The 17,869-nt window shown below is 63.2% G+C and carries 13 protein-coding genes and 2 pseudogenes; 6 read left to right on the plus strand and 9 right to left on the minus strand.

Going from position 1 to position 17,869, the window contains the following annotated elements:
- Positions 1 to 52: 52 nt before the first annotated feature.
- Positions 53 to 2,509, plus strand: a complete 2,457-nt coding sequence (locus EJ077_RS14955) for a ComEC/Rec2 family competence protein (RefSeq protein WP_208702783.1) — start codon at positions 53 to 55, stop codon at positions 2,507 to 2,509.
- On the opposite strand, the gene lexA is transcribed toward EJ077_RS14955, so the two are convergent.
- Positions 2,503 to 3,246 (minus strand): transcriptional repressor LexA, encoded by a 744-nt coding sequence (lexA, locus tag EJ077_RS14960; protein WP_208702784.1) that lies wholly within the window; start codon positions 3,244 to 3,246, stop codon positions 2,503 to 2,505. The genes EJ077_RS14955 and lexA overlap by 7 nt on opposite strands.
- A gap of 411 nt (positions 3,247 to 3,657) precedes the next feature.
- The gene (locus EJ077_RS14965) at positions 3,658 to 4,431 is read right to left on the minus strand and encodes a GntR family transcriptional regulator (RefSeq protein ID WP_208702785.1); all 774 of its coding nucleotides are present in this window, start codon (positions 4,429 to 4,431) and stop codon (positions 3,658 to 3,660) included.
- Positions 4,432 to 4,584: 153 nt separating this feature from the next.
- Between EJ077_RS14965 and EJ077_RS14970 the strand changes: the two genes are divergently transcribed.
- The 4 genes and pseudogenes from EJ077_RS14970 to kynU all read left to right on the plus strand — a co-directional run bounded on the left by EJ077_RS14970 (position 4,585) and on the right by kynU (position 8,620).
- Positions 4,585 to 5,571, plus strand: coding sequence for an ABC transporter substrate-binding protein (locus tag EJ077_RS14970; protein ID WP_208702786.1), 987 nt, complete (start codon positions 4,585 to 4,587; stop codon positions 5,569 to 5,571).
- 59 nt (positions 5,572 to 5,630) lie between these two features.
- The gene (locus EJ077_RS14975; protein WP_208702787.1) at positions 5,631 to 6,410 is read left to right on the plus strand and encodes an ABC transporter ATP-binding protein; all 780 of its coding nucleotides are present in this window, start codon (positions 5,631 to 5,633) and stop codon (positions 6,408 to 6,410) included.
- A gap of 5 nt (positions 6,411 to 6,415) precedes the next feature.
- Complete coding sequence (locus EJ077_RS14980; protein WP_208702788.1) at positions 6,416 to 7,339, plus strand: ABC transporter permease; 924 nt, start codon at positions 6,416 to 6,418, stop codon at positions 7,337 to 7,339.
- A 34-nt stretch (positions 7,340 to 7,373) separates the two neighbouring features.
- Positions 7,374 to 8,620 (plus strand): annotated as a pseudogene (gene kynU / locus EJ077_RS14985) (kynureninase).
- 58 nt (positions 8,621 to 8,678) lie between these two features.
- Here kynU and kynA read toward each other — a convergent pair.
- Together kynA and EJ077_RS14995 are read right to left on the minus strand one after the other, a co-directional pair.
- Positions 8,679 to 9,515, minus strand: coding sequence for a tryptophan 2,3-dioxygenase (gene kynA / locus EJ077_RS14990; protein WP_245458751.1), 837 nt, complete (start codon positions 9,513 to 9,515; stop codon positions 8,679 to 8,681).
- Entirely contained in the window at positions 9,512 to 11,137 is a 1,626-nt protein-coding gene (locus tag EJ077_RS14995; protein ID WP_208702789.1) for an AMP-binding protein, read from the minus strand. Before EJ077_RS14995 ends, kynA begins: the two co-directional genes overlap by 4 nt.
- 312 nt (positions 11,138 to 11,449) lie before the next feature.
- On the opposite strand from EJ077_RS14995, the gene EJ077_RS15000 reads away from it, so the two are divergent.
- Positions 11,450 to 12,280: an alpha/beta hydrolase gene (locus tag EJ077_RS15000; protein WP_208702790.1), complete on the plus strand. Its 831-nt coding sequence runs from the start codon at positions 11,450 to 11,452 to the stop codon at positions 12,278 to 12,280.
- Positions 12,281 to 12,325: 45 nt separating this feature from the next.
- Here EJ077_RS15000 and glp read toward each other — a convergent pair whose 3' ends face one another.
- The 5 genes and pseudogenes from glp to EJ077_RS15025 form a co-directional block, all read right to left on the minus strand.
- Positions 12,326 to 13,531: a gephyrin-like molybdotransferase Glp gene (glp, locus tag EJ077_RS15005; RefSeq protein ID WP_208702791.1), complete on the minus strand. Its 1,206-nt coding sequence runs from the start codon at positions 13,529 to 13,531 to the stop codon at positions 12,326 to 12,328.
- Positions 13,531 to 14,013 carry a cyclic pyranopterin monophosphate synthase MoaC gene (gene moaC / locus EJ077_RS15010; RefSeq protein WP_208702792.1) on the minus strand — a complete coding sequence of 161 codons (483 nt, stop codon included), beginning with the start codon at positions 14,011 to 14,013 and terminating at the stop codon, positions 13,531 to 13,533. The genes glp and moaC overlap by 1 nt, the downstream gene beginning before the upstream one ends.
- 2 nt (positions 14,014 to 14,015) lie before the next feature.
- A complete protein-coding gene (gene trpC, locus EJ077_RS15015) occupies positions 14,016 to 14,828 on the minus strand; it encodes an indole-3-glycerol phosphate synthase TrpC (protein ID WP_208702793.1) in 813 nt (270 codons plus the stop codon).
- 3 nt (positions 14,829 to 14,831) lie between these two features.
- A pseudogene (trpD, locus tag EJ077_RS15020) lies at positions 14,832 to 15,841 on the minus strand (anthranilate phosphoribosyltransferase).
- Entirely contained in the window at positions 15,838 to 17,730 is a 1,893-nt protein-coding gene (locus tag EJ077_RS15025) for a SurA N-terminal domain-containing protein (protein ID WP_208702794.1), read from the minus strand. Before EJ077_RS15025 ends, trpD begins: the two are co-directional and overlap by 4 nt.
- Between the last annotated feature and the right edge of the window lie 139 nt (positions 17,731 to 17,869).

Genomic DNA, 17,869 nt, shown 5'->3' on the forward strand with positions numbered 1-17,869 from the left:
GCGTCGCGCGTTCATGTAGCATAGGGTGTCGAGGGCGCAAGGGGCAGACCCGATGACTGGACGAGGCCGGAGCTCGGATCGGGGCGAGGGCGCCATTGTCGGCGTCAGCGAGCGGTCCCTGTTTGCGACGCCTCCGGCGATCCCGCTGCCGTCGCCGCTCGTGGCTGCGCCGGCAACCCAGCCGTTGCAAGCTGGCTTGCCAGCGCCAACTCCGTCTCCTGCTGCACGCAGTATTGTCCGCGTGCGCCGGCAAATGGGCCTGGTATCCTTGCCTCGCCTGCGCCACGGCTTGGCCAAGGCGGCGGAGCTGGAACTCGACCGGGGCATCGCCTTCCTGCTGGTGCCGGTCTGCCTGGCCGTCGGGGCGATCGGCTACTTTTCGCTGGCGACCGAGCCCGATTTTGCAAAGCCCGTCGCGGTCATGGTGCTGGCGGCGACCTGTGCGTTCGTCTCGCGCTCCTGGCCGAAAACCCATCTGTGTTTCATGGCAGTGCTGTTGTGCGCGTTGGGCCTGCTCGCGGCGAAGGTCGAAACATGGCGAGCAGGAACCCGGATGCTGGGTTCGGAAATCTCGACTCAATTGACCGGCCGCGTGGTCTCGCTCGAGGAGATGGAGAGCGGCCGCATCCGGTTGACCATGGACGTGATTTCGACCGCCCGGCCGAAATTGCGCTATGCGCCGGAAAGGGTCCGGCTTTCGGCACGCAAGATACCGCCGGAAATGACCGCTGGCTCGCTTATCACAGGCTACGCCAAACTGCTGCCGCCGACCGGTCCGGTGCGGCCGGACAGCTACGACTTCTCCTTCGACAGCTATTTCGCAGGCATCGGCGGCAGCGGCTTCTTTCTCGGTAATCCAACGGTTGTCGCTACCGACGATGGTGAGATGCCGCTGTCGGCACGCCTTTTTTCAGGCATCGAAAATGCCCGCGAAGCCATCGCCGACCACATCAGGGGCAGCATTGGTGGCGCCGAAGGCGAGATCGCGGCGGCGCTGATCGTCGGCGTGCGCGCCGGCATTCCCGATGAAATCAACGAAGCGATGCGGCGTACCGGCATCTATCACATCATCTCGATTTCCGGATTGCATATGGCGCTGGTCGCCGGCACCATCATGGGTCTGCTGCGCGGTGCCTTCGCGCTGTTTCCAGACTTTTCCGCGCGCCGGCCGGTGAAGAAATATGCTGCCGCCGCCGCACTTTTCTCGATCGCCGCCTATCTCGTCATTTCCGGGGTCGTCGTAGCGGCAGAACGCAGCTTCATCATGTTGGCGGTGATGCTGATCGCCGTCTTGTTCGATCGCGCGGCGCTCACCATGCGCAACCTGGCGATCTCGGCGATCGCCGTCATCCTGGTTTCCCCGCACGAGGTCGTCGGCCCGAGCTTCCAGATGTCGTTCGCGGCAACAGCGGCCCTGGTTGGCGCCTATGCCGGCTGGGCGGACCACCATGCGGGCAAGACGAAGCCACCGCCGCCGAAGCGATCCCTTCCCGGGTTCCTGATGCGAAAATTCCTGCTGGCGACAGGTGGATTGGCCATGACGTCCATCATCGCCGGTAGCGCGACGGCGCTGTTCGCCATCTGGCATTTCCAGCGGGTGTCGCCGCTCAGCCTGTTCGCCAATCTGGCCGTCATGCCGATCGTGTCGCTGGTCGTCATGCCTTTTGCGGTCCTCAGTTCGCTGGCGATGCCCTTCGGTGCCGACGGTCCGTTTCTCTACGTGATGGGTAAAGGCCTGACAGCGATGATCGCCGTATCGTCATGGATATCGGAGCGCTCGCCAATCGATGGGGTAGGGCTGATCTCGCAGCAATCCGTGCTGCTGGTGGCCGTCGCGCTGGTCATCGCGACGATGGCGACGACCTGGCTGCGGCTCGCGGCGCTGCCATTCGCACTTGCCGGTCTGTTGACTGTGTCGGACATACGCACGCCCGATGTGCTGATCTCGGAAGACGCGCGGCTGGTCGCCCTGCCGATCGGCAATGGCGAACTGGCCGTCAACCGGGAACGTCCGAACGAATTCGCAGCCGACAACTGGAAACGCGCTCTGATCTCCGAAACAATCGTCAAACCGGAAATGTTCGACAAGGCGGACGGGCAATTCGATATTGCCGCTCCCACCGACCTGCCGCAGGGATCGCCGTTCTATTGCCGCGAAGGCCTTTGCCTTGCCAGGCACCCTTCCGGCGCGATCGTAGCCTATGTCGAGGATCGCAAGAACACCTGGAAAGCCTGCGCTTTCGCCGACCTGATCGTCGTCAATGATGCGACCGCCTATGACGCCTGCCACAATCCGCTGGTTCTCGTCGTCACGAAACGGCAACTCGCCCGCAAGGGAAGTGCTGCCGTCTTCTTCGATCCCCAGTCGGCTACAACTCCGGCTGCGATCGAATTCGCTGTCGAGGGACCATACCGGCCCTGGCACGAGCAGCGAAAATTCTCACGCGAGGCGAGGGGGCTGCCGCCCTATAAAAAGCCCGACAAGTCCGATGGCAAACCGTCTCAGTAGCGCCTGATCAGCCCGACAAGCTTGCCTTGTACCTTGACCCGGTCCGGCCCGAAAATGCGCGTTTCATAGGCGGGATTGGCGGCTTCGAGCGCGATCGAGGCGCCTTTACGGCGGAACCGCTTCAGCGTCGCTTCCTCCTCGTCGACCAGCGCCACGATGATTTCGCCCGGACTTGCCGTATCGGCATTGCGGATGATGACCGTGTCGCCGTCGAAGATACCGGCCTCGATCATCGAGTCGCCCTTGACCTCCAGCGCATAGTGCTCGCCGCCCATGATCATATCCGGCGGCACCGAGATCGAATGGGTCTGATGCTGGATGGCATCGATCGGCACACCGGCGGCGATACGGCCCATGACCGGGATGGACACGGCTGAAACCGCATCGTCGTCATTGCCGGCGGCAGGCAGGCGCGAAGGGGCCGTCACGGGCTTGAGCTGGCGGCCAAGATTGTTTTGACCAAGGCTGCCCTGGATGACGCTTGGCGAGAATTTCTTCGCCGCGTTCAGGCCGGGCGCGATCGAATCCGGAAGCCGCAGCACTTCCAGCGCACGCGCCCGATTGGGTAGCCGGCGAATGAAGCCGCGTTCCTCCAGCGCCGTGATCAGGCGATGAATCCCGGATTTGGAGGCAAGATCGAGCGCTTCCTTCATCTCGTCGAAGGAGGGCGGTATCCCGCTTTCCTTGAGCCGTTCGTGGATAAACATCAGCAGTTCATGTTGCTTGCGTGTCAGCATGGCGGCCCCCAAGGCATTGAACGAAGGTCTGAACCGGAATCGAAAAAACAAACCCAGAACAAACACTATCTGTTCCAGTTGTGTTCCGCAACCGTTTAAAGTTTAATGAAGTTGTTAAGGCGTCTGAAGTTTTTTGTCCGTGACCGCGCGCCGAAACCGACCTTTTCCGCCATCGGCAGGCTCATTGAAATCGTTATGGTTAATAGGCTGTGGCCCATCCTCTGCCCAGACTTGGCATCAGCCATTTCGGAAGGCTTTTGCCGGTCGGATCGTATAGTTTATCGGTCCGCTACTCGCGGAACGAAACGAAACCAAAACGCCAACGACTGGTGGCCTCGGGGCTGCGATGGACCCAGGCGTCCGGCCCCCTGCGACCAGCGCGTGCGAATAGGTGTCGCGGAAGCGCCGAAGTCATCCCGAACCCGCTTTCAAGCTGCCGGCGCGGGCGGCGTATTTGGTAGCGCCGCTGTCTTCGCTGTGGACATAGACGTGCAGGGTGTAGCCGATATGGGCCGCCATCAGTGCCTTGGCCCGCTCGACGTCACGATCGAGTGCCGCTTCCATAATCGCGGTATGATGTTCGATCGCAATCGCTTCGCGCAGTGCCTCCATCGCCTCTTCGTAGCCATCCTTGAGGCCGGCCGCGGCCCGCAATGTCGGCGCCAGACCAAGAAAACGATGATGCCGCCGCAGTTGATCCGAGATCGTCGAGCGGAAACGCAGCAGCCAATCGCATGTGGCGGCGCTCAGCAACGCCGCATGGAAAGCCTCGTGATTCTCGTCCCATTTGTCGACGGCCGCATCCGAGGGATCGTCGACCGCGGTCTTGCAACGGGAGAGCCGGTAGTGGGCGGTGACCACGGCATCCTCCCACTCCTTGCCGCCTTTCTCCATCGATTCGAGGAACAGCGGGATCTCGACCACCATCCTGGCGCGCGCCAGGTCCTCCAGTTCGGCTCGCGACACCGGAGCCACGGTAAAACCGCGGTTGCTGATGGCGGTGACCAGGCGTTCGGCCTCGAGCCGCGACAAGGCTTCGCGTAACGGCGTCCAGCCGACGCCATAGGTCCCTCGTAGCGCACTCAGCTTCAGCGGGGCGCCGGGCATGAGGCGCGTGGTCAGGATATCGCGCCGCAACAGCTGATAGGCTGCCTCCGTCTTTGTGGAGCTCGTTTTGTCCTGCATCGCGGTCCGTCCAGCGTCGGGCCTGCGAAAATTATATATGAAGTTGGGTCATGGCAAGAATTATATATAATGTTTGACACGCAGCGAGGGACTGACCATGATCGCTGCAAGTGCGGCCCGATGGGCGGCACCAATCAAATCTGGGAGGAAATGATGTTGAAGTCGAAATCTGCTTGGCTGTCGGGATTGGCCCTGGCAGGGGCATTGATCATCAGCGCCGGCAGCGCCGCCGCCGACCAGATACGCGTCGGCATTGCCAATTTCGGCGAGCATCCCCAGCTCAACGCCGCCATAGCCGGCTTCAAGAAGGCGCTGACGGACAATGGCTTCGTCGAGGGCAAGGACGTCGTCTACACGGAAAGCCATACCAATTTCGATGCATCGCTGGTGCCGCAGATGATTGCCAAGCTGCAGGCCGAGCAGCCCAAGCTGATCTACACCATCACCACGCCGGTCTCGCAGATCGCCAAGAAGGCGCTCGCCGGTTCCGGCATTCCGATCGTCTTTGCCGCCGTCACCGATCCAGTGGCGGCCAAGCTGGTGCCGTCGTGGGACGCCGGAGACGAAGGCATGACCGGCGCCAGCGATCTGCAGGACGTCGCCGCGGTGATGGCCTTCACCAAGAAGTTGCTGCCGAACGCCAAGCGCTTCGGCGTGCCTTACAATCCGGGCGAGGCCAATGACGTTGCCTTGGTCGAAAAGATCAAGGCGGCAGCGCCCGCCGCGGGCTTCGAGGTGGTGGAGGTCGGCATCGACAACGTCAATGACATCCAGCAACGCATCGCTTCGCTCGCCGGCAAGGCCGACGTCATCTACGGCCCGGCCTCGAACCTGATCCAGCCGGCGATCGCCGCTGTCTCCGCCGCCGCCCGCCAGGCCGGTATCCCGGTCGTCAACTCCGATGACAGCGCGGTCCGCAACGGCACCGTGCCGGCGAGCTTCGCGGTCAATTACACGCAGGTCGGCATCAACGCCGGCAACATCGCCGCAGAGATACTCAAGGGCAAGGATCCCAAGACGATCGCGCCGTCGCGGCCGGCCTACAAGGATCACATGGCAACGATTTCCCGCAAGGCGATGGCCGCGTTCGGCATCGAGATACCGGCTTCGATGGCCGATTGCGGCTGCATCGTCGACTGACGTCGGAGCTGCATGGGTGACGGCGTGAGCGCCGTCACCTTTCAGGCCAGGGAGGAACGATGCTCGAAATCCGATCCGCGCGCAAAGTATTCTACAAGGGCCAGGCCGACGAGAAGGTCGCGCTGGACGGTCTCAGCCTGTCGCTGGCCACGGGCGAGTTCGGCATCGTCATCGGCTCCAACGGGGCGGGCAAGAGCAGCATGCTCAACGCCATTTCCGGCGCTCTGATCCTCGATTCCGGCCAGATCCTGATCAATGGCGCCGATGTGACTGATATGCCGGTGCACAAGCGCGCCGCGAAACTGGCCCGCGTCTTCCAGGATCCGATGCGCGGCACCGCCGCCAGCATGACGGTCGCGGAAAACATGCTGCTGGCTGATTTGCGCAGCAACAAGCGCACCTTGCGCCAGGGGCTGAACGCCACGCGGCTCGCGTCCTACAAGGAACGCCTGTCGATACTGGGCCTAGGCCTCGAAAACCGTCTCGACACGCGCGTCGACCTGCTCTCGGGTGGACAGAGGCAATCCCTGTCGCTGATCATGGCGGTCGGCGGATCGCCCGACTTGCTGCTGCTCGACGAGCATACCGCGGCGCTCGACCCGCGCACGGCCGAGATGGTCATGCGGGCAACGGTGCGCGCCGTCAGCGCGCTGAAACTGACGACGTTGATGGTGACCCACAACATGCAGCATGCCGTCGACTACGGCAGCCGGGTGATCATGCTCGACGCTGGCCGCGTCCTCCTGGAGGTCACAGGCGAAGAGAAGGCGAGGGTCACGGTTATCGATCTGATCGGCCATTTCTCCATCAAGACCGACCGCATGTTGCTGGCGAGCTGATCATCATGGGCTTTATTCAGGACGTTCTCACCAGCTTCGTCGCGATCATGCCGGTCACCCTGGCGCAAAGCCTGATCCTGGCCTTTGTCGTGCTCGGGATCATGATTCCGTTTCGCATGCTGAATTTTCCCGATCTCACCAGCGAGGGCGCCTTTCCGCTGGGCGGCTGCACCTGCGGTGTTCTCCTTGCCGCCGGCGCATCGCCCTTGGTCGGCATCGCCGCCGCCCTTGTTACCGGCTTCGCGGCGGGCTGCTGCACCGCCTTCGTCCATCTGCGCTTCCGCATCCACACGCTTCTCGCGGGCATCCTGATGATGACAATGCTCTACAGCATCAACCTTCGCATCATGGGCAAGTCCAATCTCTCCGTGTTCGGCTCGCCGACGGTGTTCGACTGGGTACCGTTCGCGCGGCCGGGTTTTCCCGTCAGCAAGATCGTCGTTGCGGGTCTTCTCTCGCTGATCGCCTTCATGCTGCTCTACATGTTCTTCAGGACCGAGAAGGGGACGGCTGTGCGTGCCGTGGGCGCCAATCCTGACATGGCCGAGGCGCAAGGCATCAATGTCTGGGCTGCCACCATAGGCGGTGTCGGGCTGGCGAGCGCTTTTTCGGCTTCAAGCGGCGCGCTGATGGTGCAGTCGCAGGGATTTGCCGACGTCAATATGGGCCTGGGGATCCTCATCAACGGCCTTGCCGCGCTGATGATCGGCGAGGCCGTCGTCGGCAAGCAGACGGTCTGGCGCCAGCTGCTGGCGCCCTTCGCCGGCGCGATCATCTACTACCAGCTGGTGTCGTTCTGCCTTGCCGCCGGCATGCCACCGCCCGATCTGAAGCTTGCCACGGGTCTGTTCGTGCTCGCCATGCTTGCCTTGCCTAGCCTCAAGCGCAGCCGTGGGCCGGCGCCGGCGCGCGAAGCGATCCGTGAATAACCAGGGCGTGGATAATCAGGGAATGTCACAAATGATGCACGCAACGCTCGATCTCGCAGACGTCGAGGCCATGGATGCGGCGGACCCGCTGCGTGCCATGCGCGACCAGTTCATTTTGCCGGAAGGCGTCATCTATCTCGACGGCAATTCGCTTGGCGCCGCGGCACCCGCCGTCTTCAACGAGCTGCAGAAGGCCGCCGCCCAGGAGTGGGCGCAGGATTTGATCCGCGCCTGGAATACTGCCGGCTGGTTCGACATGCCGGTGGCACTTGGCGACCAGCTCGGACGGCTGATCGGCGCCGCGCCCGGTCAGACCGTGGTGTGCGACACGACCTCGATCAACATCTACAAGGTGCTGCATGCCGCACTCGGCATGCGGCCGGACCGGTCGGTCATCGTCGCCGAGGGCGACAGCTTTCCAACCGATCTTTACATGGCCGAAGGTGTGGCATCGACGCGACCCGGCACCGTCTTGCGGCTCGAGGGCGTTGATGCGCCGACCATTGAGGAACTGATCGACGAGCGCGTCGCCGTCATCCTGGTCAACCATGTCAATTACAAATCCGGCCAGTTGCGCGACATGGCGGCACTGACATGCAAGGCCCATCAGGCCGGCGCGCTGATCGTCTGGGATCTCTGCCATACGGCCGGCGCCTTGCCGGTCGAGCTCGACAGCGCCAATGCCGATTTCGCCATCGGCTGCACGTACAAATATCTCAATGGCGGCCCGGGAGCGCCAGCTTTCATCTACGCCGCCACGCGTCATCACGACAAAGTCCAGCAGCCGCTCAGCGGCTGGTGGGGGCACGCGCGGCCCTTCGCCTTCGAACAGGGTTATGAGGCCGGCAGCGGCATCCGCCGCTTCCTGTGCGGCACGCAACCGGTCTTGTCGATGCGGGCGCTCAAGGGGCGCTGGATATCTGGGACGATGTCGACATGGCGGCGGTGCGCAAGAAGAGCATCGCGCTCACCGACCTGTTCATCCGACTCGTCGAGACCAGATGCGGCGCCTACGGCCTGGAGCTGGAAAGCCCGCGCGATGGCAAGCAGCGCGGCAGCCAGGTTTCGTTCCTCCACCCCAACGGCTACCAGGTAATGCGGGCGCTGATCGAGCGCGGCGTGATCGGCGATTTCCGTGCGCCATCGACGATTCGCTTCGGCTTCACGCCGCTCTATGTCGGTTACGCCGATGTATGGCAGGCGGTCGAGGTGTTGGAAGATATCCTGCGCACCGGCGCGTGGAAGGACGCGCGCTTCGCGGTCAAGACCGCGGTGACCTGAAGAGTCGGCGCAATTCCAGGAAAAGTGTCGCGCCGTTTTTCAATCCGCACCAAGGAGCTCAGAGCCGGGTACGGACGTTCCAGAGTTCCGGAAACAGGACGACCTCGAGCATCTTCTTGAGATAGGAGGCACCCGACGTGCCGCCGGTGCCGCGCTTCAGGCCGATGATGCGCTCGACCGTGGTGACGTGGTTGAAGCGCCATCGGCGGAAATAATCCTCGAAGTCGACCAGCTTCTCGGCCAGCTCATAGAGCATCCAGTAACGCTGTGGATCGCGGTAAATGGTCTGCCAGGCAGCGAGGACCTCTTCGTTTTCGCCGCGCGTCTCGCGCCAGTCCGTGCGCCTGGGATCGGCGCCGATGTCGAACCCGTGGCGTGCCAGAAGCAGCAGCGCTTCATCGTAGAGCGACGGCTCGGTCAGGATTGCCTCCAGCCTGTCCGTGAGGTCCGGCCGGTGCTTGTGCGGCCCGAGCATGGCGAGGTTGCGATTGCCGGCCATGAATTCGATCGCGCGGTACTGCCAGGACTGGAAACCCGAGGACTGGCCGAGCGCGTCGCGGAACTCGGTGTATTCGCTGGGCGTCATCGTGCGCAGCACGTCCCAGGCGTTGTTCAACTGCTCGAAAATGCGGGCGACGCGCGACAGCATCTTGAAGCTCGGTTCGAGCCGGTCGGCACGGATCGAGCGGATCGCGGCGCCAATCTCGTGCAAGGCGAGCTTCATCCAGAGTTCCGATGTCTGGTGCTGGATGATAAACAGCATCTCGTCATGCGCCGACGACAGCGGCGCCTGCGCGTCGAGTACTTTCTCCAGGTGCAGATAGTCGCTGTAGGACATGCGTTCGTGGAACGACATCTGTGCGCCTTCGGACGCCGGATCGTAGGGCTCGCTCAATTGATTTTCTCCGTGCGCAGCCGGAAGCGCTGGATCTTGCCGGTCTGGGTCTTGGGCAGCGCGGCGATGAATTTGACCGAGCGCGGATATTTGTAGGGCGCGATCGTTGCCTTCACGTGATCCTGCAGGCGCTTGACGGTCATCGCGTCCGGCGAAACACCTTGCACCAGCACGACATGCGCCTCGACGATCTGGCCGCGCTCGCCATCCTCGGCGCCGATGACTGCGCATTCAGCGACATCGGGATGCGAAAGCAGCGCCGACTCGACCTCGGGTCCGGCGATGTTGTAGCCGGCGCTGACGATCATGTCGTCGGAACGCGCGGCGAAGTGGAAGAAGCCGTCCTCATCCTGCGTGAAGGTGTCGCCGGTGAGGTTCCAGCCGTCGCGCACATAGTCCTTCTGTCGGTCATCGGCCATGTAGCGACAGCCGGTTGGCCCGCGCACCGCCAGCCGTCCGGTCTCGCCACGCGGCACTTCGCGCATGTCGTTGTCGACGATGCGCGCCTCGTAGCCGCCGACCGGTTTGCCGGTCGAAGCCGGCTTCCTGTCGTCAAAGCGGTTGGAGATGAAGATGTGCAGCATTTCGGTGGCGCCGATGCCATCGAGGATCGGCTTGCCGGTCTTTCGTGTCCACTCTTCGAAGACCGGAGCCGGCAAGGTCTCGCCGGCGGAAACGGCAACACGCAGCGATGACAGGTCGGCACCCTCATCCATGGCCTTCAGCATGGCGCGGTAGGCGGTCGGCGCGGTGAAGGAAATGGTCGCTTTGTAGGTCTCGATAATGTGGATCATGTTGGGCGGCGTCGCCTGCTCCAGCAGGGTCGCCGCCGCGCCGAAGCGCAGGGGAAAGATGGCCAACCCGCCAAGGCCGAAGGTGAAGGCGAGCGGCGGCGAGCCGACGAAGATGTCGTCCGGCGTCACCTGCAGGACTTCGCGGGCGTAGGCGTCGGCGATGATCAGCAGGTCGCGGTGAAAATGCATCGTCGCCTTCGGCACGCCCGTCGTGCCCGAGGTGAAGCCGAGCAGGGCGACATCGTCGCGGCCGGTGCTGACGGCGGTGAAGGTGACGGGCTTGTCGAGGGCGACGCGGTCGAGCTCGGCATCATGGTTGGCGGTGCCGTCGAAGCCGATCACCTGCTTCAGGAACGCGCTGTCCTTGGCGCAGGCGGTCATCTCGTCCATCAGCCTGGTATCGCAGAGCGCGATCGTGATCTCGGCCTTGTCGACGATCTTTGTGAGTTCGCCGGCACGCAGCATCGGCATGGTGTTGACGACGACGGCGCCGACCTTGGTGGCGGCCAGCCAACAGGCGACCATGGCCGGGTTGTTGGCGGAGCGGATCAGCACCCGGTTGCCTGGCTTGACGCCATAATTCTCGACCAGCGCGTGGGCGAGCCGGTTCGTCCAGTCGGACAGTTCCTTGTAGGTGCGGCGGCGGCCATTGCCGATCAGGGCGGTGTGGTCGCCGAGACCCTTCTCGACCAGCCTGTCGGTCAATTCGACACCGGCGTTGAGGTGTTCTGGATAGTCGAAGCCGTCGAGCAGGAAGTCGGGCCATTGTTCGGGCGGCGGCAGATGATCGCGCGTGAACGTGTCGGTATGCGCTGAAGGCCCAAGCATGTCGCCGCTGTCCCTGTCTGCTGCCCGGCCAGAGTGCGGGGCACCTGGCCGGAGGCGGTGGATCTGAAATTCCCATCTTTCGCGGAAGGCTCGTGCAGCCGGCTACACCTGCTCGACCATGTCGCCGGAAAGGTGACGATTGGCAGATTCGGACAGCACAGCGGACCTCCCATTGTCGACTGTTCCGCAGGCAGGATCGCACCAGTCGAAATTTGTTTCAAGCCTAAAATGTTTTTGCCTTGGAGCATTGACGCTTGACGCGGCAGTGGCCATTGCTAGCGCAGAAACGACGCCGCTTCGGGGAGGGTGCCGATGCCACACCATCACATTGCCGACTGGGACAATGCCTACGCCAACGGCGCCAATATCGCCGGCAGCGACCGTTGGCCGGCCGCTTGGGCGGAACCTGCACAAGCGTTTCGCGATGCGTTGTCGGCGCAGGGCCGGGCACGTATCGACATCGCCTATGGCGATCGTCCGCGCAACCGCTTCGACCTCTTTCTGCCCAAGGCCGCGCCGAGGGGCCTCGTGGTGTTCATCCATGGCGGCTATTGGATGGAGACCGACAAGAGCTTGTGGTCGCACCTCGCCGGCGGCGCGGTCGACAACGGTTTTGCCGTGGCGATGCCGTCCTACACGCAGTGTCCGGACATACGCATCGCCGGCATCGTCACCGAAATCGGGGCGGCTATCAGCAGGGTCGGGGCAATGGTCGACGGGCCGTTGGTTCTGACCGGACATTCGGCCGGTGGACATCTCGCCAGCCGCATGGTGACGGTGACCACGCCTTTGGCTGCCGATGTCGCGCGGCGCATACGCCATGTCGTTTCGATTTCAGGCTTGCATGATTTGCGCCCGCTGATGCGCACGGACATGAACGCGACGCTGAAAATCGATGAGCGTGAGGCGCAGATGGAAAGCCCGGCACTGCTGCGCCCCCTGGATGGTGTCCGTATCACCTGCTGGGCCGGCGGCGGCGAGCGTTCCGAATTCCTGCGCCAGAATGCGTTGCTGGCCAACATCTGGACCGGACTGGGTGCAATTACCAATGCCGTGGTCGAACCCGATCGGCATCATTACGATGTTGTCGATGGCCTTGCCGATCCAGCGCACGCCTTAACGCGGACTTTGATCTCGGAATAGCCGAGATCATTTTGTCCTGTTATCAGCTATTTATGAGATAATTCTTCAACGCAACATCAGAACGCTGCAAGCGTCTCCAGCAACAGATGCGGGAGCAAAAGGCGCGCGCACGACCAATCCGTTGGCATCGGCAAGCATCCTCAGCATCGAAGAATCCTGGATGCCGAACGGCATTGCCACCAGTTCGCCGCGGTCTTCTTGGACCACCGCCCGCACATAATCCTGGCGCAGATCGTTGGCCGCCATTGCGGCGCCCAGCCGCGCTTGGCGGATATCCTGATGATGATGGCGACCGCCGAGCCTCGCCAGAAGCGGCTTCAGGAACAATTGCGAGCAGACCAGGCTTGCCACCGGATTGCCGGGCAGGCCGATGCATCTGACATCGCCGAGGCGTCCGAACATCAGCGGCTTGCCAGGACGCATGGCGATCTTCCAGAAGCCGAGGGTCATGCCTTCGCAGGTCAGCACGTCATGGATAAGGTCATGGTCGCCCACCGAGGCACCGCCCAGAGTGACGATAACATCGGCGCCGGCGGCCACCGCTTTCCTGACCAGGGCGGCGATGGCGTCCATGCGGTCAGCGGCGATACCGAGATCGAGCGCGCGCGCACCGACCGACTGTGCTGCCGCGGCGACGCCATAAGCGTTGGACGAGATGATCTGGTCCGGCCCGAGTTCGCTGCCGGGCGGCAACAGCTCGTCACCGGTGGCGATGATGGCGACCAGCGGCCGTTTCACCACGCTCACTCGCGGATGGTTGGCCGATGCCGCTAGCGACAATGCCGCAGGGTCGAGGACGCGTCCCTTTTCCAGCAGCACGTCGCCTTTAGAAAAATCGAGGCCGACGCGGCGGATGTGACGCCACTCGGTGGTGGGCTCGAACACTTCGATGTTGCCACCGCCGAGATCTCTGACATTCTCCTGGATGACGATTGTATCGGCGCCATCAGGCAGCGGTGCGCCGGTGAAGATGCGCACGGCCTGTGCCCGGCCGACCGTGCCGTCAAAGCCACGCCCTGCCGGCGCCATGCCGATCACCGAAAGTTTCGACGGCACCGACGCCACGTCGGCGGCTCGCACCGCATAGCCGTCCATGGCAGAAGCGTTGAACGGCGGCTGGGTGCGAAGCGCCACCACAGGTTCCGCCAGCACACGATCGACAGCCTCGATGAGAGGGACGCTTTCGCCGGCCAGCGACACGGCACCATCGAGCAGGCGTTCGAGCGCCTCGGCAACCGGAACCAGCGTCATCAGGCACCTGCCTTGTAGTCGCCGGACTTGCCGCCGGTCTTTTCGACCAGCCGGATACCTGAGATGACCATGGCCCGGTCCACCGCCTTGGCCATGTCGTAGATGGTCAGGCAGGCCACGGACGCGGCGGTCAATGCTTCCATCTCGACGCCGGTCTTGCCGGTGACGCGCGCCAGTGCCGTGACCCTGAGGCCGGGCAGAGCATGGTCTGGCTCGATGTCGACGGAAACCTTGGTCAGCAGCAGAGGGTGGCAGAGCGGGATCAACTCATGCGTCTTCTTGGCCGCCATGATGCCGGCGATGCGCGCTGTGCCAAGCACGTCACCTTTCTTGGCGTTGCCGGCGAGAATGGTCTTCAATGTCTCGGGCTGCATGGAGACGAAGCCTTCGGCGATCGCGGTGCGCGTCGTCTCTTCCTTGTCGCCGACATCGACCATGTTGGCCTCGCCCTGCGCGCCAAGGTGCGTGAGGTTGGCCGCCACGATCAGATTGCCTCGGCTACTGCCTTGCCCGTCAGGAGCAAGCGCGTCGCCGCGGCGACGTCCTGTTGCCGCATCAGGCTTTCGCCCACGAGGAAGGTGCCGATGCCGCTCTTCCGCATCCTGAGGCAATCGTCATGGGTGAAGATGCCGCTCTCACTGACCAGCAGGCGATCGGCGGGTACCATCGCCACCAGCCGTTCGGAGGTCTCGAGGCTGGTCTCGAACGTTCTCAGATTGCGGTTATTGATGCCGATCAGCCGCGACGACAATTTCAACGCGCGCTCCGTCTCGGCCTCGTCGTGCACCTCGATCAGCGCATCCATGCCGAGTTCGAACGCGGTCGTTTCCAACTCATGTGCCAGGGCGTCGTCAACGCTGGCCATGATGATCAGGATGGCGTCCGCTCCCCAGGCGCGGGCTTCATGGACCTGGTAGGAATCGAACAGGAAATCCTTGCGTAGCGCGGGGAGGGCGACGGCTGCCCTTGCCCTGGTGAGGAATTCCGGCGCGCCCTGAAAGGACGGCCCGTCCGTCAGTACGGAAAGGCAGGCGGCGCCGCCTTTTTCATAGGCCTTCGCCAATGCCGGCGGATCGAAGTCCGCACGGATCAGCCCTTTGGAGGGGCTTGCCTTCTTGATTTCAGCGATCAGGGCGAAATCGCCGGATCTGCGTTTCGCGTCGAGCGCCGCCAGAAAGCCGCGCGGTGCGTCGGCGTCTTTTGCGCGCGCCTTGATCTCTGCGATCGGTACGCGTGCCTTGGCGGCGGCGATCTCGTCGCGCTTGTAGGCTTCGATCTTGCGCAGAATGTCAGACACGGTTCACCCGTTCGAAATTTCGACCAGCCGGTCGAGCACCTGCAGCGCCCGGCCGCTGTCGATCGCCTGCGCGGCGATGGCGATGCCGTCACCAAGCGTCGCCGCCTTGCCCGCAATCACCAGTCCGGCGCCGGCGTTCATCAGCACCGTGTCGCGGTAGGCGCCGGCTGCGCCGCCCAGCATATCGCGCAACGCCTTGGCGTTGTAGGCGGCGTCACCACCGCGCAGCTCGTCCTTGGTGTGGCGCTTCAGTCCAACCTCTTCAGGGGTCAGCGTAAAGCTGCGTATCTCGCCGCCAACCAGTTCGGCAACCTGCGTTTGCCCGGTGGTGGTGATCTCGTCATAGCCGTCGCCATGGGCGACCCAGGCATGCTCGGTGCCGAGCGCCTTCAGCGTCTCGGCCACCGGCATGATCCATTCCGGCAGGAACACGCCAACCATCTGCCGCTTCACCCCGCCGGATTGGACAGCGGGCCGAGGAGGTTGAAGATGGTGCGGGTGCCGAGTTCGACGCGTGTCGGGCCGACATGTTTCATCGCCGGATGGTGCGCGGGCGCGAACATGAAGCCGACGCCCGCCTCGCGAATGCAACGGCCGATGAACTCGGGCGAGAGGTCGATCTTGACGCCGAGCGCGATCAGGACATCGGCCGCACCGGTCAGCGAGGACAGGCCGCGATTGCCGTGCTTGGCGACCGGCACGCCACTGGCCGCAATGACGAAGGCTGATCCCGTCGAGATGTTGACCGAGTGCGAATTGTCGCCGCCGGTGCCGACGATGTCGATGGCGCCGTCAGGGGCATCGACGCGAAGCATCTTGGCACGCATCGTGGCGACAGCACCTGAAATTTCGCTGACCGTCTCGCCGCGCACGCGCAGCGCCATCAGGAAGCCGCCGATCTGCCCTGGGGTCGCATCGCCCGACATGATGATGTCGAAGGCCTCGCACGCCTCCTCGAAGGACAGGGCGGTGCCGGTCGCGACCTTGGCGATATGGGTTTTCAGCGCGCTCATCTTGTCGAGGCTTGGGCAACGGCGGCCTGGTCGATGCGGACATCGTATTGCGTCTGCAACTGCGCCACCAATTGGTCGAGCAGGTCGTCGGACATGCCGGAGGTGAATGATTTCTGCGCGTCGTCCGGCACCGAGCTGGCGTCGGCGCCTGCCGGTTCGAACACTTCGGCGACCTTGAACAGGATCTGGCCGTCGCCGGTGGGCGAGGGGATCAAGCCGCTGCCGCCTTCGCCGACGCCGAACATCCCGGCGGCGCCCTCCTTGCCGAAATCGGCATCATCGGCCTCGCGCTTCAAACCGCGCTTGGTCTGCTTTTCCAGCTTGAGTTCACTGGCGATGACATCGAGCGTGGCGCCGGCCTTGAGCCGCTTCTCGAGTTCGTCCGCCTTGGCGGCTAGCCGCTTGGTGGTCTCGGCTGCCGTCCAGTCGGCGACCACCTTCTGGCGCACCTCATCAAGAGTGCGGTCGCGAGCCGGTGTGATCGAACCAACCTCATAGAAGACGAAGCCGTTGTCCGCCGTGGTCAGCGCTTCGTTTTCGGTGTTGGGTTCGGCATCAAAGACGGCCTTGATCAGCGACGGCGATTCCGGCAGGTCCTTGACGATGGAGCCATCGGGCCTCAGGCCATTGCGATCGATGGCGTCGACAGTGATGTCCTTAAGCTTCAATTTGGCGGCCGCGTCGGCCAGCGAACTGCCCGATGCACGGGTGTCCTCATAATTGTCGTGCACATCCAAAAGGATGCGGCTTGCCTCACCCAGCGCCAGGTCCTTGCGAATCTGGTCGGACACTTCGGCGAGCGGCTTCACCACCTCCGGCTTGATCTCAGTCACGCGCAGCAGCACCGGACCGAAGGTGCCCTGAACGACCTGGCTGACTTCATTGGCGTTAAGCGCGAAGGCGGCATCGGCAACCGCCTTGTCGGCGATCTTGTCCTTGGCAAGCGTACCAAGCAGGATATCGGCCGGGGTCTTGCCTTCGGCGGTCACCAGCTTGTCGAAGGTGGCGCCGGCCTTGAGCGAATCGAGCGCTGCCTTGGCGGCATCCGGCGTCTTGAACACAAGCTGCTCGATGGTGCGCATTTCGGGCGTGGTGTAGCGCGCCTTGTTCTTGTTGTAGTCGTCACTGACCTGCTGGTCGGTGACCGCGGTCGGATCCATGATGTCCACCGGTTCCAGGCGAACATAGGAGAATTTGCGGTATTCAGGTGCGGCGTAGGTTTTCTTGTTCGCCTCGAAATAGGCCTGGAGCACGCTGTCGCTCGGCGCCTCGATTGGCTCGACCAGCGTCTTTGGCAATGTCAGGTAGTCGACGGTGCGGTCTTCACCGCGGTAGAGCGCGACTGCCTTGAAGAACGTGTCCGGCGCCTTGAGGCCGTCCGAGACAGCCTCGACGATCTGCTGGCGCACCGCCACCTGGGCGCGGTTCTTCAGGTAATCCTCGGGCCGCATGCCGACCTGGTGGAGCATGTAGTCGAATGTCCGTCGGTCGAACTGACCGCCAGGGCCCTTGAACGCCGGATCTTCGCGGGTGAGTTCGGCCAGCCGGTCCTTGGAGAGGCCGAGGCCCAGCTTGCGTGCCTGTTCGTCGAGAACGGCACCGGAGACGAGTTGCGCCAGCACCTGATTGTCGATGCCGAGCGCCTTTGCCTGTTCATGAGTGAGGCGCTGACCGAACTGCTGCGACATGACGGCGAGCTGGCGGTCATAGGCAAGGCGGTATTCGTTGATCGATACCTTGGTTCCACCAGCGGTTATCACCGAATCGTGGCCCGCAAAGCCGCCCATGAGCTTTCCGGAGATGCCCCAGGCAGCGAAACTGACCACCAGCAGCGAAAGCAGCGTCTTCGCGACCCAGGTACCCGCCGCGCTTCTCAATATACCAAGCATGGTTACTTCCGATTTATGCGCATTTTCGCATGCGCCGAGTCTGAAACAAGCGCAATAGCGCCCTTCCGGTCCACTGTCGATTGCTTTGTGGCCTGATTTTGGTAGTGAGGGCCAGAGCCTGATATCGCCCGGAGAAGCA

Origin of the sequence: Mesorhizobium sp. M8A.F.Ca.ET.057.01.1.1 (assembly GCF_003952565.1) — a bacterium.
In the GTDB taxonomy this organism is placed as follows: Bacteria; Pseudomonadota; Alphaproteobacteria; order Rhizobiales; family Rhizobiaceae; genus Mesorhizobium.

Excerpts from the sequence above, each read along its gene's own strand:
- EJ077_RS14955 (WP_208702783.1), top strand. The coding sequence starts at position 53 with ATGACTGGACGAGGCCGGAGCTCGGATCGGGGCGAGGGCGCCATTGTC.
- lexA (WP_208702784.1), bottom strand. The coding sequence starts at position 3,246 with ATGCTGACACGCAAGCAACATGAACTGCTGATGTTTATCCACGAACGG.
- EJ077_RS14965 (WP_208702785.1), bottom strand. The coding sequence starts at position 4,431 with ATGCAGGACAAAACGAGCTCCACAAAGACGGAGGCAGCCTATCAGCTG.
- EJ077_RS14970 (WP_208702786.1), top strand. The coding sequence starts at position 4,585 with ATGTTGAAGTCGAAATCTGCTTGGCTGTCGGGATTGGCCCTGGCAGGG.
- EJ077_RS14975 (WP_208702787.1), top strand. The coding sequence starts at position 5,631 with ATGCTCGAAATCCGATCCGCGCGCAAAGTATTCTACAAGGGCCAGGCC.
- EJ077_RS14980 (WP_208702788.1), top strand. The coding sequence starts at position 6,416 with ATGGGCTTTATTCAGGACGTTCTCACCAGCTTCGTCGCGATCATGCCG.
- EJ077_RS14995 (WP_208702789.1), bottom strand. The coding sequence starts at position 11,137 with ATGCTTGGGCCTTCAGCGCATACCGACACGTTCACGCGCGATCATCTG.
- EJ077_RS15000 (WP_208702790.1), top strand. The coding sequence starts at position 11,450 with ATGCCACACCATCACATTGCCGACTGGGACAATGCCTACGCCAACGGC.
- glp (WP_208702791.1), bottom strand. The coding sequence starts at position 13,531 with ATGACGCTGGTTCCGGTTGCCGAGGCGCTCGAACGCCTGCTCGATGGT.
- EJ077_RS15025 (WP_208702794.1), bottom strand. The coding sequence starts at position 17,730 with ATGCTTGGTATATTGAGAAGCGCGGCGGGTACCTGGGTCGCGAAGACG.